This window comes from Leptospira sarikeiensis, from assembly GCF_004769615.1.
Lineage (GTDB): Bacteria > Spirochaetota > Leptospiria > Leptospirales > Leptospiraceae > Leptospira_B > Leptospira_B sarikeiensis.
In genome coordinates this window covers 233488-249989 of sequence record NZ_RQGF01000012.1, presented here as the reverse complement: position 1 = coordinate 249989, position 16502 = coordinate 233488, and the positions used below count along the sequence as shown (strand labels likewise).

Here is a 16502-nt window from a genome sequence, read left to right as displayed (position 1 = left end):
CGATCCGTTGCGCGGCGTAAAAGTAAAATATACATTATAATTACATAATGCATATTAATTCATAATTCGCAAATACAGACTCCCTTTCGAAAAATCGGGCTTCTCACTCACATAAATTTTCGATCCATCAGTTCTAATATTATTTTCTTTCATAAAAGTCCGGATTTTACTTTTACCGCCCGAAAGAGGTGAATAATCGATCTTCAGATACTTTCCGGTCCCAAATTCATCCGCTTCCAATTCATTCCCGAACTTTAAATATTCCCTCGGAGCAAAACCGATAAATCCTATATAAGAACCTTCGATTTTTTCAATTCTTTCAACGAAACACAAAGTTTGGATCCGATTTTTTCGGATCCATTGACCCAAACGTTTTCTCATGAAACTAGAATTTTGAATTAGATCCTTTTCATTCGATTCAAATCCGAATCCTAGAATTTCTCTTTTAAAAACCAAAACAACTTGCATCGGGTTTACTTGATTCAAATCGTTTGAAGGATACTTTTTTCAGTATCGAGAACTATATTTCTGAAATCAAAGAAACAATCTCTAAGAGAAATGTCTAAAGCTTTGAATGTTTTCCGATGATCCAGCAGAACTGAAATGCAGGCACATAAGGATAAAATTCTCCAGAAAACCTTAAACAAAGCTCTTGAGATCGGATTTTTGATCCTGATCCGGAAGAAGTAGCTATGAAAGACCAAATGTTTCTCTTCATCCGATGCGATATGTGAAAGGGCCTGCTTTACTGAACCGTACGGGATTTTTTCAGCGATCTTTTTATAAAAACAGATACCTACCACTTCTGCGACCAAAAGTACCATCAGTTTTAATCTTGTGCCTAAAAGTCTTCTCCCAAAATGAAAAAGTTTTTCAGTCCAATTCTGAGAAACCAATTCCCCTCTCAATGCTCGCACACAATCTCCTAAGATCCTCGCATGCCTACCTTCTTCTTTAACGAAAAGTTTAAGAGCTTCTCTATAATTTTTATCCACACCATAGATCTCGACATGGTCGATATCACGAGCGATCCTTCCTTCCCCGGATTCTCCTAATTGAAAAATTGCCAAGGATCTCGAGACCGGAATTCTTTTCTGAGGAATAAAACCGATCACTTGTTCCTCTACGATTGGATAAGGTCTTTCCGCATTCTTTTTAAAATGTTTTGTCCAATTTCCCCAAAAAAAACCTTTGTCTCTTTTTTCTAAACGTTTCCATAAACTCTCACGAACCCGTCGTCTTCCAAAAAAATTCATCAAAAAAGTGAAAAATAGAATTTTAAGATCTAATAATATACTTTTTCTTTTTAGATAAGAAAGATCGAAACACAAAGAATATTTGGATCCTCTTCCTGAATACAATTGAGATAATCCGGTAACTCCTGGTTTGATAGACCATCTGGATTCGAATGTTTTCGAGTTCCAACCTAATCTTAAAATGTCCGTCTCAGTTAAAGGCCTCGGCCCTATAATTCCCATATCTCCTTTCAAAATATTCCAGATCTGAGGAAGCTCATCCAAACCTGTACTTCTTAAAATGGAGCCTATAACTGTAGGAGAACCGTTTCGGAAAGTCCTGAACTTCCAGATCGAAAACTTTTTCTTAGAAATCCCGACCCTTTCTTGTAAAAAGAAAATAGGACCGAAATCAAAAACGAGGATCGCAAGACAGATCCCAAGAAACACCGGCGAAAAGACTATTATCGCTACACTAATGAGAAAAAATTCTAAAATTCGTTTCATACAAAGTATTTTAGAATTTTTCCCGGACAGAGCCCACCCTTCGAGTGTCGTAAACCAAGCACTCAAGTGCTTGACCGAAATCTTCTCCTGATCATAAAATTCTGAAAACTATATATGAAGCCTGATCCTCTCAGAATACTCGTTGCTGAAGACAATTCAAAACTCAGAAAAGCGATGATCTTCGGTTTAGAAGAATCGGGAAAGATCAAGTCAGTCTTCGATTGTGAAACAGGAGAGGAAGCAGTTCGTTATTGTATGGAAGAAGAAACGGATGTTCTTCTTTTAGATGTAAGACTCGCCGGAAAATTGAACGGGATAGAGACCATCATTTCAATTCGGAAAGAATTCCCAAGAAAACCTGTGGTCATATATTCTATACAGGATAGCGACGAATATTTCAGAACCTTCAGAAGGTCTGGAATTTTAAGCCATTATGCATACGTAAGAAAATCGAATTATCTTCTACCACAAATGGTTCTTCCTTTAATCCGCCTGGCATACGATGGCAAAAGTTTCATAGATCCGGAAATCGAATCCAGAGTCAGCGAAGTAAAGGAAAAGGACGAAAATTCTCCTTTAGCGATCTTAGAGCCTAACGAAAGAGTAGTCGCTGAAATGCTGGCAAAGGGGATGAGTAACGAACAGATCGCAGGACATTTCGGATTTAAAGATAAAAGAACAATCAGCAGAATTAACGGACAAATATATTCTGCATGGAACTTAAATGAGAGTAACTCTGACGAGAAGGTAGCCAGGACAAGAGCCGCTTTGATCGTTCTAACAAATCGTTTTTTATCCTGGGATGAAGACGGAAAAATTTATTATAGGGATCCTTCGGGAAAACGGATCCAATGGGATCAAAACTTTGGCAATCTCTCTTGAGATTATAATTTGTTCTTTTTTTATATTCCTTTCTACGAATTTGTTTTGGTTGGCTTCAACAACCGCAACAAACTTGGAAAAGAAAAATGCAGCGGCTTATTTTAGCATATTCACTCTCTTAATTTCTTCACTTTTATTTTCTTTTTCCGCGATCATAGGGCAAGACGGGTTTCCTGCAGTGTCCTCGTATCCGATGTATTATTTTTTTCCTGGATTGATCCTACTAATCCTAATTCCATTCGGATGGTTCGTAGTAATCGTCTGGTTTTTCGGCTTCCTTCGAAAAAGCAGATTCTTTAAATTTTTATTTTACTTACTTCTTCTTTGCCAGCTGATTGCGATCTGTATCTTATTATTCAGAGATCTCGGAAAATTATCCAATATCAGTTTATTTGAATATTGGAATCTTACTCCTTTTTCGTTCAAATCTGCATATTCTATCTACATTTTATCCTGCATTTCCCTATCTATATTTAGTTTATATCTTTTCAAAATTTCAGACAATAGCCTGTCCGAAATCGGAAGGCAAAAATCCATTCCTTTTTTGAAATGGATCGGCTTTTCTCTTTTAGGAGTAGCGATATTAGTATCCGTATTATTCGTAGGAAATGAGTTCGGCATATTAGAAAATCTGATCGCAAAGGCAGAAACAGAACCAAAATACTTTTATGGGTTCGTTCTTTGTATCCAGATACTTATCTGCATCTGTGTTCTAATTTTAGGAAGTGCCTTAACATCTTATGAAATATTAACCGGAAGGATCCTGCCCAAGATCAGTCTGAAACAAGAGTGGAAGAATTCAGTTATGGGTTCCTTCTTCTTATCCATTTTCTTTCTGAACTTTGCAAAATTAGGATATCCAAAAGCAGAAATATTCATTATCTGCTCTTATGCATTCTTTCTTTCTAAATTTTTTACGATCAGAAAAAACAAACAGATCGGATTAAACCAAAATGAAGTATTAAAAAAGATCTTATCTCCTCAATCTATCGAGCTTTCTTTTACATACCTATGCGAAGATGTTTTAGAAACTAACCAAGCAGCATTGATCTTTAAAGGAAAAATCCCTTATTTTTCAGATACCAAAGTCCTTTACCCTAAAGATTCGATCTTTAATATTCCGGATCTTTCGAAATTAGAGAATAGTTTCATACATTCAGATATAGTTTATTTGGATAAGGATCGATCCTTCGATTTCGTTATTTGTATCAAAATAGAGACATTTCCAAGCGGAGAAGGTTATTTGTTTTTAGGACAAAAAGGAAATGAAGGCCTATTTGCAGAAGAAGAAATCGAAATTGCTAAGACGGTTTCCAGCTGGATCCTAAATTCTGTTTTTTTGGAAGAAACGAATACGATCCTAGGGGAATTACAAAAAAAGCATATTATAGAGCGAAAAATTTCGGATCATAAAACGAGACAAATACTCCACGATGAGGTGCTACCCGAATTACATTCCGTAATCTTAAACTTATCTTCCCAAAACATATCCGAAAAAAATGCGGAAGATCTAAGAACTTTAACGGAATTACACGGCAAAATTTCCTTATTCTTAACGGAACTACCGGATATACGTTTGGAACTCTCCAGGATCGGGCTTTTTCAAGTTCTAAAAAATTTATTAAAAACGGATTTTCAAAATTCGGAATTTCTTTTGGAAGAAGAAAGAGATTTTGAAAAAAATTTCCCAGAATTTTTGCCTGAACTGCAGGAAACGATTTATTACGCTTTTCGCGAATCTGTCCGGAATGCAGTAAAATATTCGGAAAACTCCGCTCAAATCAGCATTCGTTTTTCATCCGAACAAAGTTTTAAAATTATAATTTCTAATTCGATCCGAAAAACTTTCGAAGGCCCTTCTTCCGGGCAAGGATTAAGAATTCATAGCGCTTTACTAAGGATTTTCGGAGCAAGTTTAACCTTGGATTTTCCTGAAAAATCGATTGCAAAAATATCGATAGAAGTACCAAAAACTTTTGCAAATCCTTCGGATTAAATATCCGGCATATCTATCGTTTTCAGAAATTCTGATCGATTCTTCCAAAGCGAAACATCTCTATCTTTAGGTTTAAGCAAACCTATATCTTGGCAAAGTTTCGGGGTAGTTTTAGAAAATGCGGTTCGATTTTGAGAAACGAAAGAAGGCAAAGCAACTAATCCGCGTTTCTGTTCCTTAGAATCGTATTTTTTATCCTCCTCTGCAAATAATTTCACCTTCTTCCCTTTTAATACATTTAACAAAAAGCTTCCGTCCCGATCCGCTGTTGTAAAATTTAATCCGTAATAATTTAAACCTGCAGCGGAAACTGTATACGTTTTTCCGAAATCGCCTTGGACTTTCCCTTTGATGCAGGTAAATTCAAGATTCGGTTTATCGAAATTCCACCATCCTTCGTTTCGGATCGAAGCGTACAACCAAGGAGAAAAATCACAAGTTTCACATCGATTAAAATCGTTTCTTTGAACGGGATCCTCGGACCAAGTATTTTCAACCATACTATATACTTTAACACCTTCTGGAGAAGAGATAGGTTGCATTTTTACGGATACATCTCGATTCGGTCTAACGTGATTTCCTTTTTCGTTGGTGATGCTGATATGAAACATTCCAGAGGATTCCAAAAGAATCGGAGGATCCGTGAAGATCTCAGTAGGAATTCCAGCAAAAATAAAATCGGAATGTTTGGTTAGAGTTAAGGTTTCTATTTTTACTTTTTCGGAAAAAGTCCCTTTAAGGACATGTATCGATAAGGGGCCCAGATTAAAAAATTCTTCCGTATTTGGAGAGATCCATTTTGAGAACGATTCCAGTATTGGTTTGTTCTCTATTTTTCGCAAAGCCTGAGGCCGATAATCCCATCTGAATTCTTGGTTTTTGATGATGTTTTCTCTTTCTTCTTCACTTAAATTTGGATCGGAAGGATCCAAAGAATCCGAATAAATTCCTATTCCGAAAAGGATAAAAATACAAAAACCATAGATATATTTCATACCGTAGTTTTCGACTTTTATTGATAAATATTAACATCTCCGACAAGAGACTTACCAAAAAAATCGACTTGCTATAATGTTTTTTATTTCCACGATGCGCTTAAGTCAGAACTAAAAATAATCAATATTGTAAACAATTGTTCACAAGGTAAATTTTTATCCGTTCGAGTCGTGAGGAAAATATGTCCGTAAAAAATAAAAAAGAAAAATCGACCTCTATAGCTATAGTAGGGACGGGCTTCGGTGGATTGGCAGCAGCGATCCAACTTAAGAAGAATGGATTTCATAATTTTAAAATTTTCGAAAAATCAAATTCTGTAGGAGGAACTTGGAGAGAGAATACTTACCCAGGAGCTGCTTGCGATGTTCCTTCTCACCTATATTCTTTTTCTTTCGAGCCGAATCCGAATTGGCCTAGAAAATATTCTGCACAACCTGAAATACTTTCCTACCTGGAACATTGTGCCAAAAAATATGGGATACTTCCTCATATCCAATTCAATTCCGAAATAGAATCCGCAAGTTGGGATGACCAGTCTAGAATATGGAAAGTCAAAACTTCCAAAGGAGAAACTTTAGAATATGATGTATTCGTTTCTGCAGTAGGACAATTAAATCGCCCCGCATTACCTTCTATCAAAGGATTAGAAAGTTTTTCTGGTAGGATCTTCCATTCTGCAAAATGGGATCCTTCTTATAATTTTGCAGGAAAAAAAGTAGCAGCGATCGGAACAGGTGCCAGTGCAATTCAGTTTATCCCGCAGATCGTGAACCAAGGAGCTGAGGTAACCGTTTTTCAAAGAACTCCTCCCTGGGTAGTTCCGAAACCTGACCGTAAATATTTCTGGTTCGAAAAACTTTTCTTTAAATATCTCCCAGGATACAGGTTACTTCTTAGATTCCAAATTTATATCTGGAACGAAATTCGTATGATCGCTTTTCAAAAGAACAATCATGCGAATAAGATCGTAAAATGGATGAGCCTATCTCATATGAAAAAGTTCATAAAGGACCCGGCGCTAAGACAAATACTTACTCCGGATTATCCTGCGGGATGTAAAAGGATCCTACTTTCCAACGATTATTATGAAGCATTAGCAAAACCGAATACTCGGGTAACACCTGAAGCAATTACAGAAGTAAATACTGAAGGTATAGTCACTAAAAACGGCACCGAAAAATATGACGCGATCGTTTTCGGGACCGGCTTCAAAGCTACGGAATTCCTATCTCCGATGAAAGTGATTGGGACCCAAAAACAAGACCTAAATGAAGTTTGGAAGAAGGGTGCAGAGGCATATTTAGGAGTCACAGTCGCAGGTTTTCCGAATTTTTATATTTTATACGGACCAAATACGAATCTAGCTCATAACTCGATCGTATATATGATCGAATCACAAGTGCGTTATCTAATTTCTGCTCTAAATGAAATGCATAGTAGAGGGATCCAAGCATTGGTCCCTAAATTGCGATCCATGGAAACTTATAACGAATCCTTAGAGGAGAAGTTTGGCAAATTCGTTTGGGATACCGGATGCACTAGTTGGTATATTAATTCTTCCGGAAAAAACACGAATAATTGGCCAGGCCATACTTACGAGTACAGCCGTAAGACCCAAAAGATCGACTTATCTAAATACGATATCCTCTCGGCTTAACGAGAGGATTCTATTAATGCTTCAAATGTTTCCAGGTCTAAGGCTCCGGAAATCATCCTACCATTGATCAAAAAGGATGGTGTTCCTTCCATTCCCAAACGAGCAGCTTCTTTCACATCTTCCTGGATCTCTCTTTGGATAGACTCATCCGTCAAACAAGCATTGAAAGAGGTCATATCTACCTTTAGGTCTTTTGCCTTTTGGGTAAGCCACGCAGGAGTTAAAGTTTCCTGGGATCTATTCTCCGTAAAAAGAGAATCAAAATAATTCCAATATTTGTCTTGTCCTTGTTTCAAAACACAATTTGCAGCAATATGTGCTCCCAATGCCTTTTGATGGAACTGTAAAGGAAAATCTTTAACCACCCATTTGATCTTATCTCCGTATTTTTTTCTAAGCTCTTTACTAGTGGCTTGGAATTTTATACAAAAAGGACATTCAAAATCCGTAAACTCTACGATGGTGATCGGCGCATCCTTGCTGCCTCTAGTGGGTTCTCCTTTTATATCCGCTTCCTTAGGAACATAAGGGCGTTTTGCAACATAATGATATTTTTTCTTTAATCTGGAGATCTCTTCTCTCATCGCCTTCTCTTGGCCTTCGGAGATCAGATAGTCCAAAATTTGAGATCGAATATTTTCAAACGGCTCGTTTGTTTGGCCTGCATTCTTTATCTGCTGATAAATCCCCAATAATTCTTCTTCTGATGGATTTTCGACCGAGTTATTGATACGATCCGTGTATTCTTTAACTGAAAGTTTCTTTTCGGCTGCTTCCAAACGAAGCATTTTACGAATTCCTAATGTTTCTAGAAGTTGGAACAGTTTGTCATTTGCGCTGGAGACTAAATTTTCGTATTCATCTCCCATTTCTTTTTCAACATCGGAAGAGCTGATCTTTTTACCGTCTATCTGTATATAAAGTTGAGGAGTAGCGAATTCCGGAAGTTTAGATGCCTTTTCTGCATAAGTTTTTTCCGATCTTAGAAAAAGAAGAATACAAGCGCTCAAGAGGATTTTTCCGATATATTTCATGAATTTACCTACGCAGGATATTAGTTTCGATCTTTGAAGAACAGCCAAGTTTAATTAATTATTTTTCGATAAAATCACGATCTTTTACATATAACAAAAGGATATACTTGTACTTCCCTATTCAGCTAAAGAAGGAGGAAGTGTCATCCCGGTATACGCGCACTCTATCACTGACAGGACGAATTTTCTCATCTCCTCTTTGTCTTTTTTGGGTTTTATCCTCCCTTCCAAGAAGAGCATTGCGATCCCATGGATCATAGACCAAGATGCTACAGTTTTCTCGCGGGTTTGGCCTGGCTTAATTGCACCCAATCTTTGCCCCATTCGTATAATCTCATGCAACTGCCTATACGTCCTTCTCGAAACTGCAGATAATGTAGGATGTAATTTTAAATCTATACCACCGAACATAATTCTAGCAAATTGCTGATTGTTTAAAATAAACTGAATATAGGTCCAACCGAGAGCATTAAAACGGCCTATAAAATTATTATTCGTCTTTTCGAGTTCTATCTGATACTCTGAGAAATATTTCTGAAACCCTCTTTCCGAAATCGCGGCAAGCAAAGCGTTTTTACTTTCGAAATGATGATAAGATGCCGCATGGCTCACACCTGCGAGTGCAGCAACTTTTCGTAATGAAATCTCCTCAAGAGGAGTAGTCTTTAATAATTCGGTTCCCGCGGATATGAGATCTTCTCTTACGGTGATCTTGTCTTTTTTAAACGGCCTTCCAGGTCCCTGTTGTTGACGGCGTTTATTCTTTACGGGCATGCCAATGATTCTTAACACCTTCCATTCTTTGCAAGAATATATTTACCAGTGGTAAATTAAATCTTGATTTTCGAATTATTTATATTACCACTGGTAAATAATAACGTTTATACGGAATTCAGCAGGGAATAATACCATGGAAAGAGCGTTTCAACCCATAAATATAGGAAAGTTTACTCTTCCAAACCGATTTGTTATGGGATCTATGCACCTTGGACTCGAAGGTAAAACCGGAACCGCAGAAAGAATGGCCGCTTTTTACGGAAAACGTTTTGAAGGCGGCGTTGGCCTTATTGTCACAGGTGGGATCAGCGTAAACGAAGAAGGAAGAGGATCTAAACACTTCTTCAATATACAAAATGAAGAACACGCATCCGAACTAAAGAAGATGAACGATCTTCTGAACGGAAGCGGAACGATGTGCGCACAACTTTTCCACGCAGGACGTTATGCATTTGATAGAAACTGCGTAGGTCCGTCTGCAATTCGAGCTCCTATCAACAGATATATTCCTAAAGCTCTCACAGAAGAAGAATGTTGGAAGACCGTAGAAGATTTCGGGATCGCGGCAAAGCTCGCGAAAGAAGTAGGATTCGGAGCCGTAGAAATTATGGGGAGCGAAGGATATCTGATTAATCAATTCTTCTCTCCGGTGACAAATCATAGGGACGATCATTTTGGAGGAGATCATAAAAGAAGAATGAATATGGCTGTCGAAGTTCTACGCGCAGTCGTAAAAAATCTTCCAGAAGGTTTTCCTATCATTTTCAGAATGTCAGGGATCGATCTTATTCCGGGAAATCCCACTTTTGAAGAAGTATGCGATCTCGCTCAGACTCTCAAACAAGAAGGTGTATCCGCTTTGAATATAGGGATCGGATGGCATGAATCAAGGATTCCCACTATAAGCCAGCTAGTTCCGAGAGGAGCATGGGCAAACATTGCAGGACGGATCAAAGAAAAAACTCCAGGTATCCCAATCATTGCATCCAACCGAGTAAATGATCCGATCACAGTACAAAGAATTTTTGATAAGGATCAGGCAGATATAATTTCGATGGCAAGACCATTTCTTGCGGATCCGTTTATCGTAAAAAAGATCCAAACAGATACATCGGATCGGATCAATACCTGTATTGCATGCAATCAATCTTGTTTAGATCATGCATTCGTAGATAAATCGGTTTCCTGTCTCGTAAATCCTCAGGCTGTCAATGAACTAGATTATGTATCGGATCAAAATGTACAGCGTCAAAAAGTTGTGGTGATCGGATCTGGACCGGGAGGATTGGAAGCGGCAAGAGCCAGTGCTTCTCTAGGCCACGAAGTTGTACTATTCGAAAAATCGGATCAACTCGGAGGACAGTTCCTACTTGCCTCGAATATTCCCGGTAAATCGGAATTCAAAGAGACGATCCGTTATTTTAAAAACGAACTTCCTGCGCTCGGTGTGGATATTCGTTTAAATACGAATTGTGATCTAAAGCTGCTTGAAGAATTAAATCCGGATGCGATCATATTTGCAACAGGAGTTAAGCCAAGAGAATTTGCCCTACCAGGCATTGATACTCTTCCTGCGGGAAACTATACGGATTATCTGACTGGAAAATTCAAGGCAGGCAAAAAGGTGGCGGTGATCGGCGGAGGAGGGATTGGTGTTGATGTGGCTCATAAACTTACCGAAGAAAACGATCCAAGTCTCGAATCTTATTCAAAAAAATATAATATCGATTCTTATACGAACGCTATTATCCAGACTCATAAATCGGAAAGAGATGTTGCGATTTTTAGAAGAAGCGGAAAACATGGTGCCGGCCTGGGGCCTACTACATTCTGGGCTCTCAAACAGGAATTGGAAGCGTCCGGCGTGGAATTTTTTCAAGGACTTAACTATAAGGAAATCACAAAAGACGGCCTTAAGATAACCATGAAAAATGGAGAAGAGGTTCTTTATCCTTGTGATTCCCTAGTCCTTTGTGTGGGACAGGAAAAAGAAAGTTCTCTGTATGAGACCTATAAATCGTTGTATCCGCAAAAACAAATATTTGTTATCGGTGGAGCAAAAGATTCTAAGGGGATTGATGCAGAGAGAGCATTTATGGAAGGATTAAATGCAGCATACAGTATAGGAAAAGAAAACAAAGTTTCTGCGACGGTATAAGGATAGAAAATGATAGCTAATAATTATTTTACGGAAGACGAAGATCTAAAATTATTTTTCGAACATTTGATCGATTGGGATTCAATCGTAAAATCAACGGAAGGTGAAGAATTTTTCGATCACGAATTTTATAAGAAAACGAATAATCCAAGATATGAAATGGCACCTTCAAGTGTCCAAGAAGCTGTAGAATTATACAGATCGAGCCTTGAATCTTTGGGGGAATTTTTCGGAAAGGATGTTTCTCAGCTTTCAAGCATCATGGATCGTAAACACTTACGTTACGAAAATGGAACGGTAATCTTTCCTGAAGAAACAACATCGATATACGAAAAATTCAGAGACACCGGACTCATGCCTTTCTCTATTTCGAGAGAGGCTGGGGGATTAGGGCTTCCAGGGACAATGAGCGCATTTTACGGAATGATCATGGCAAGAGCGGATGTTTCTTTTTGTATGACTGTCGCTCTTCTAAATTTAGCACAGATCGTTTCTAGATACGGAACAGAAGAACAAATCGAAAATTTCGCTGCCAAAGCTGCAACAGGCGAAACTCTTTTTGCAATGTCTCTTACCGAGCCAGATTTCGGATCCGATCTAAATAATGTTAGAACGACTGCCGTAAAAATGGAAGACGGGCATTACCGCTTAAACGGAACGAAACGTTTTATATCCCAAGGATGTGGACTCGGCCCTTACCCTTCTAGCTTACTGACTCTTGCGAGAACAGGAAATGGAGGAGCTCGAGGTTTATCCGTATTCTTGGTAAAAAGTTCGGATGTAACGATTGCAGGAATCGAGACAAAAATGGGAATTCATGCATCGCCTACTTGCGAAGTCGTATATGAAAATACGTATGCAGAACTTCTAGGCCAAGAAGGACTCGGCCTCACTCGATACACTACCGGTATGACAAATTTTATGAGACTCGGAAGTGCCGCATGCGGTCCGGGTAGTGGAGCCGGAGCATATTACGAATCTCGAAAATACGCGGAAGAAAGACAACAATTCGGAAGACCAATCGCAGAGATCCCTGCTGTTTCCGAAATGTTGAATAAAATCAAAAGAGAAGTCAACGCGTCTAGACTTCTAACGTTTGAAACAGCTCGCGTTGTGGATATGTACCAACATCATCAGATCCGCTTGGAGAAAGGTAACAAAGAAGATAGAGAGATCCGAAAAGACGAAAAAGTAAAAAAATGGGGAAATCTCGCCTCTGTTCTTACTCCAATTGCAAAATATTATTGTTCTGAAGAAGGACATAGATCTGCGAACATAGCCGTCCAGATTCACGGTGGAGCAGGTTATACCGAAGATTACGATGTAGCTAGAATATTTAGAGATTCTAGGATCAATACGATCTACGAAGGAACAAGCCAAATCCATGTTCGTATTGCAGTCGGAGCAATTGTAGCCGGAATGACCGGAGAAGGTAACTTCAAAAAATATCTGGAATCGATTAAGGCCGAAATAGGATCTCCCTCTAAATTCCTCACCGAACAATCTAATATATTCGAAGTCGCAATCACGAAGTTTAGATCCATCGAAGATGATCAGGCAAAAGAAAGAGTCGCAGAAAATTTAATGATCATCACCGCGAGATATCTATGTAGCATGTTATATGAGAAATCTTTACAAAAACTGGAACAAAACGACCAATTCGATCGTTGGGCAAAGGACTGTAGAGCATATCTAATCGACAGTACTGCTATTGCAAAATCATGCATCTATAGAATAGAAAATGCAGTATAAGTAATCGCGAGCGAAACGTTTAACCAATTCTATCTGGAAATCATTTCAGGAATTTAGGAAGAAAAGATGTCTTTTCCGGATAGAATTGGGACGCGAGTAAGAAGATAAATATACTTACTGCAATTCCGATAGAAGCAAGAAGTACATCCTTTCCTACTTTTCTAAAAGTTTCCAGGTAAGGAGCGTCTCTATAAGTAAGAAAATTAAGAACGATTTCTCTTCCGGCCAACATACCTAAGAACACCCAAGTGGTAGACATAGGCATATTACTGATCTTCTGGAAGAAGATTAAGATACTAGCATATACTATATCTACTATAGTCGCAGCTTTGGACCATTGGATATCCGATTTTTCGGTCACTATCTCCTGGATAGTCCCTCCATTGGTATATAGGATGATCCCTAATGCAATGATCAAAACAGAGATTGCGCCTGTTAACTCTATCAAACTCAATTGTCTAGGAAGATATACGACAATATTTGCAGCATCCTGAGCAAGCCAAGCCGCCCATAAGAATAAAGTAGAAAACCATTGTAAGATCGCCCATTTTCTTTCCGTTCTAGGATCGGGCATATGATCGTCATAATATTCTTTCGGATCTACTTTGACCAATATTCCCCAAACAACGATCGCAGTGATGAATGCGATCATGTATCCTAAAAAAGATTTGGTAAGCATCTTTTCTATATTTTGCCCACCGAATAATCCTAAGATCAAGAATGTAGTTGAGATAGGGGACTTTAATCTAGTGATGATCACTAAAACGATAGGTGCGATCAGTTGTAAAAAATTGAATTCGCTTGGAGGAGTAAAATTATCCAATCTATGGAAATGGACTTCTCCACTTGCAGACCACCAAGCGTATCCGAAAACGATCGCAAGTAGTCCTCCCAAAGCTGCAAGTTTAGGAAACCAATGTACCGACTTTTTACTTTCTATAAAGGTCCCTACAGTCTGGACTGCATCGTTCCCCGCGACTGAAAATGCAGAAATGCAGAAGGCAAACCAACCTAAAATGTAGGAAGAAACTCCTAAATAGTAACCAACACTCATGAGAAGAAAGGACAAGAATACTAGAATATAAAAACGGATCTGATCTCTGAATGTAGGATGTTGGAAATCGATCTGATTCATGAGCGGCCCAAACGTCGGTCTTAGTGTTTGAGAATGATTTAGTATAGAAAAAAAGGGGAAGGCTAAATGGTCAAGGTGTATCGGCCCGGTATTCGGGTCCCAAAAACCTCTATAAATAAAAACGGGCCCTGATCAGAGCCCGTTTTTTAGACAAAACTTAGGTTTCTAAGTAGTGTTTGCTGTATCTTGCTTCGATGTCTTTGATATCGAAGATGATAAAGAAGTCGGTAGTCTTGAAAACTGCATCCAATGCTGGAATTCCGCAGATTGTCGATCCGGCTCTAATATACCCTTTAATCAATGCAGGGATTCTTTTAGAAACTTCTTTGATATCTTCAGGAGTGTAGTTCTGATCGAAACCTGGCATCTCAAACCCAGGAAGAGGTTTTACGTCGAAAGCTTCTCCAGCAAGAGCTTGTTTGTCTTTCAAGAACGCATAAACTTCATTTGCAGATTGAGCATCAGTGCTATGAACTGAGCCACAACCGAAAAGGTATCCGATATTGTTCTTCTTCATGTACTGAGCGAGTCCGCCCCAAAGAAGAGAGATTACGGATCCGTCTCTGTATTCAGGATGAACGCAGCTGCGTCCGATCTCTGCAGGTTCTCTTTCTAATTCGTAAATTTTAGTAATATCGAATTCGTTGTCGGAGTAAAATCCCAGATTTGCCTTAGCGACACTTCTTCGCAGGATACGATAAGTTCCGACGATCATGTCATCTCTGTTCTTATCTACAACGATAAGGTGGTCGCAAAATAGATCGTATTCATCTCTGTCTTTGCGAGTAGCCGCTGATTGCGGTAAACCTTCTCCCAATTCAAGATTGAACACATCATAACGAAGAGCTAAAGTTCTTTCGATCTCGAGTTGATTCTCTGCGATCCTTACTTCAAGCTTACGTTCTACTTTTTGCTTTTTTTGGACTATTCCTGATCCCATTGTCGTCCTTCTTTTCCTATTAGGATGATTCTATCTATCCTCCTAAATCGTTACAGTCGGATTACGTGGGGAAGAAATTCCGATGACTGACCTGGTCGATTAACCTGCCATTCTGCGGAGTGAGGCTAATTTTTTGACATAATCGCCAAGGAATTCTTTGCCTTTAGAGTCGATTTGAGTGAATTGAAGACCGAAAAGGCCCTGTGCTTCTTTGGATGCGCTTAGGTGTTTTATTTTACCCAAGGCTTTGAAAGGTTTATATCCTGGAAGAGAAACAAGAATTTCCACGCTCGAATGGATATCGCAGCCATCAAATTTATGAGGGACTCGAACAGCGATACCACCTTCGCTTACGTCTTGAGCCATAAGAATGTCTAAGAAACCATTTCCCATCAATTGGAGTTGAACGGGCTGTTTCGGGAAAGGGACTACCCTAACCTGTTTTCTTTTATCCATCCTAGGATCCTCCGGAAACCAGAATAATGGCCAAACCTATATTATAAATGGATAAGACGGGAGAAGAAAACGAATTCCGAGAGAAAAATAATTACGTAACGGTCGTTCAAAATAATACTAAGTATGTAGTCCCAATTCCGCCTCTGCACCCTCTATCAGAGAGAGTTTGTAAGTGGAACGAATTTTAGAAACTTTCTTCTGGAACTTACGATTGAATACGAAGAAGTTCAAAGTTTTTTCCAAGAAGAAGATCATCTCGATCGGTTTCCATTCGATCACTCCTCTTTTTGCATCCATTATCTTTCCGTTATGAAGCAAAGTGGAGATCGCCCTGATGGATTGTTTTGGGAATGTGGTTTTTAAGGCCAGGTATAGAGCCTTGGATTCGGCTTCTAAGAATTGGAATTTACGGGAGAAGAGTACTGCATCATGAAAATACTCCGGGCGGATCACTGCACCGTTCAATCTAAGAGAGATGATCAGAAACCCGATCAGGTCAGACATCTCCGGGAAAATCCCAAGCCCAGGAACATCTTGGCCAGGATACAAGCGTGTAAGATTTTTTCCACCCTGTTTCGGATGACGTGTCTGTAGCCAATTGACTACTAGATATTTTTCCTTAAAGAAGTAATCATTGATACGGATCCTATACTCTTGGATACTCAAACGTAAATGAACTAGGATCTCGTTTTGATAAGTGAGGGTCAGTTTTTGGTAGGTATCGTCGCTACCCGAAAGATCAAATTCGAAAGAATCATATCCTCTTTTTTTTAGTTCAGCCAAAACTCCGGTAATCTCGAAAAGTTCGCCGACACTTTCTTTTGTAAGAGAATGGAATAATACTCCGGACTGAGCAGTGTGAGAATCTACAGCCGCACACAAAAAGTCATCGTATACAAAATCAAAAAATCTAGGATTATTGTATGCAACCTTACCCATGAATTCTTTCGCTTTCTTTACAGTCTGGCAGGTTTGAT

14 protein-coding genes are annotated in these 16502 nt (G+C 38.8%); 5 read left to right on the top strand and 9 right to left on the bottom strand.

Annotation, left to right across the window (positions count from 1 at the left end):
• Positions 1-54 precede the first annotated feature (54 nt).
• The gene (locus tag EHQ64_RS05560) at positions 55-468 is read right to left on the bottom strand and encodes a hypothetical protein (protein ID WP_135648507.1); all 414 of its coding nucleotides are present in this window, start codon (positions 466-468) and stop codon (positions 55-57) included.
• 14 nt (positions 469-482) lie between these two features.
• Positions 483-1742, bottom strand: coding sequence for a sugar transferase (locus tag EHQ64_RS05555; RefSeq protein WP_135648506.1), 1260 nt, complete (start codon positions 1740-1742; stop codon positions 483-485).
• A gap of 114 nt (positions 1743-1856) precedes the next feature.
• On the opposite strand from EHQ64_RS05555, the gene EHQ64_RS05550 reads away from it, so the two are divergent.
• Both EHQ64_RS05550 and EHQ64_RS05545 read left to right on the top strand, forming a co-directional pair.
• Positions 1857-2624, top strand: coding sequence for a response regulator transcription factor (locus tag EHQ64_RS05550; protein ID WP_135648505.1), 768 nt, complete (start codon positions 1857-1859; stop codon positions 2622-2624).
• Positions 2625-2673: 49 nt separating this feature from the next.
• Positions 2674-4620: a sensor histidine kinase gene (locus EHQ64_RS05545; RefSeq protein ID WP_246048600.1), complete on the top strand. Its 1947-nt coding sequence runs from the start codon at positions 2674-2676 to the stop codon at positions 4618-4620.
• On the opposite strand, the gene EHQ64_RS05540 is transcribed toward EHQ64_RS05545, so the two are convergent.
• Positions 4617-5615 carry a hypothetical protein gene (locus tag EHQ64_RS05540; RefSeq protein ID WP_135648504.1) on the bottom strand — a complete coding sequence of 333 codons (999 nt, stop codon included), beginning with the start codon at positions 5613-5615 and terminating at the stop codon, positions 4617-4619. The genes EHQ64_RS05545 and EHQ64_RS05540 overlap by 4 nt on opposite strands.
• Positions 5616-5797: 182 nt before the next feature.
• On the opposite strand from EHQ64_RS05540, the gene EHQ64_RS05535 reads away from it, so the two are divergent.
• Positions 5798-7273: a flavin-containing monooxygenase gene (locus EHQ64_RS05535; protein WP_135648503.1), complete on the top strand. Its 1476-nt coding sequence runs from the start codon at positions 5798-5800 to the stop codon at positions 7271-7273.
• Here EHQ64_RS05535 and EHQ64_RS05530 read toward each other — a convergent pair.
• Both EHQ64_RS05530 and EHQ64_RS05525 read right to left on the bottom strand, forming a co-directional pair.
• Positions 7270-8307, bottom strand: a complete 1038-nt coding sequence (locus tag EHQ64_RS05530) for a DsbA family protein (protein ID WP_135648502.1) — start codon at positions 8305-8307, stop codon at positions 7270-7272. The genes EHQ64_RS05535 and EHQ64_RS05530 overlap by 4 nt on opposite strands.
• Before the next feature lie 117 nt (positions 8308-8424).
• Complete coding sequence (locus tag EHQ64_RS05525; protein ID WP_135648501.1) at positions 8425-9081, bottom strand: TetR/AcrR family transcriptional regulator; 657 nt, start codon at positions 9079-9081, stop codon at positions 8425-8427.
• 136 nt (positions 9082-9217) lie between these two features.
• On the opposite strand from EHQ64_RS05525, the gene EHQ64_RS05520 reads away from it, so the two are divergent.
• Positions 9218-11242, top strand: a complete 2025-nt coding sequence (locus EHQ64_RS05520; protein WP_135648500.1) for an oxidoreductase — start codon at positions 9218-9220, stop codon at positions 11240-11242.
• 9 nt (positions 11243-11251) lie between these two features.
• Positions 11252-12994 carry an acyl-CoA dehydrogenase family protein gene (locus EHQ64_RS05515; protein WP_135648499.1) on the top strand — a complete coding sequence of 581 codons (1743 nt, stop codon included), beginning with the start codon at positions 11252-11254 and terminating at the stop codon, positions 12992-12994.
• Between the two features lie 40 nt (positions 12995-13034).
• Here the strand turns inward: EHQ64_RS05515 and EHQ64_RS05510 are convergent, their stop codons facing one another.
• The 4 genes from EHQ64_RS05510 to EHQ64_RS05495 all read right to left on the bottom strand — a co-directional run bounded on the left by EHQ64_RS05510 (position 13035) and on the right by EHQ64_RS05495 (position 16464).
• On the bottom strand, positions 13035-14129 hold the full coding sequence (locus tag EHQ64_RS05510) for a hypothetical protein (RefSeq protein ID WP_135648498.1): 1095 nt from the start codon (positions 14127-14129) through the stop codon (positions 13035-13037).
• 157 nt (positions 14130-14286) lie between these two features.
• Positions 14287-15069, bottom strand: a complete 783-nt coding sequence (locus tag EHQ64_RS05505) for a GNAT family N-acetyltransferase (protein ID WP_135648497.1) — start codon at positions 15067-15069, stop codon at positions 14287-14289.
• Positions 15070-15168: 99 nt separating this feature from the next.
• On the bottom strand, positions 15169-15525 hold the full coding sequence (locus tag EHQ64_RS05500; protein WP_135648496.1) for a PilZ domain-containing protein: 357 nt from the start codon (positions 15523-15525) through the stop codon (positions 15169-15171).
• 117 nt (positions 15526-15642) lie between these two features.
• On the bottom strand, positions 15643-16464 hold the full coding sequence (locus EHQ64_RS05495; RefSeq protein WP_135648495.1) for a histone deacetylase: 822 nt from the start codon (positions 16462-16464) through the stop codon (positions 15643-15645).
• Positions 16465-16502 lie beyond the last annotated feature (38 nt).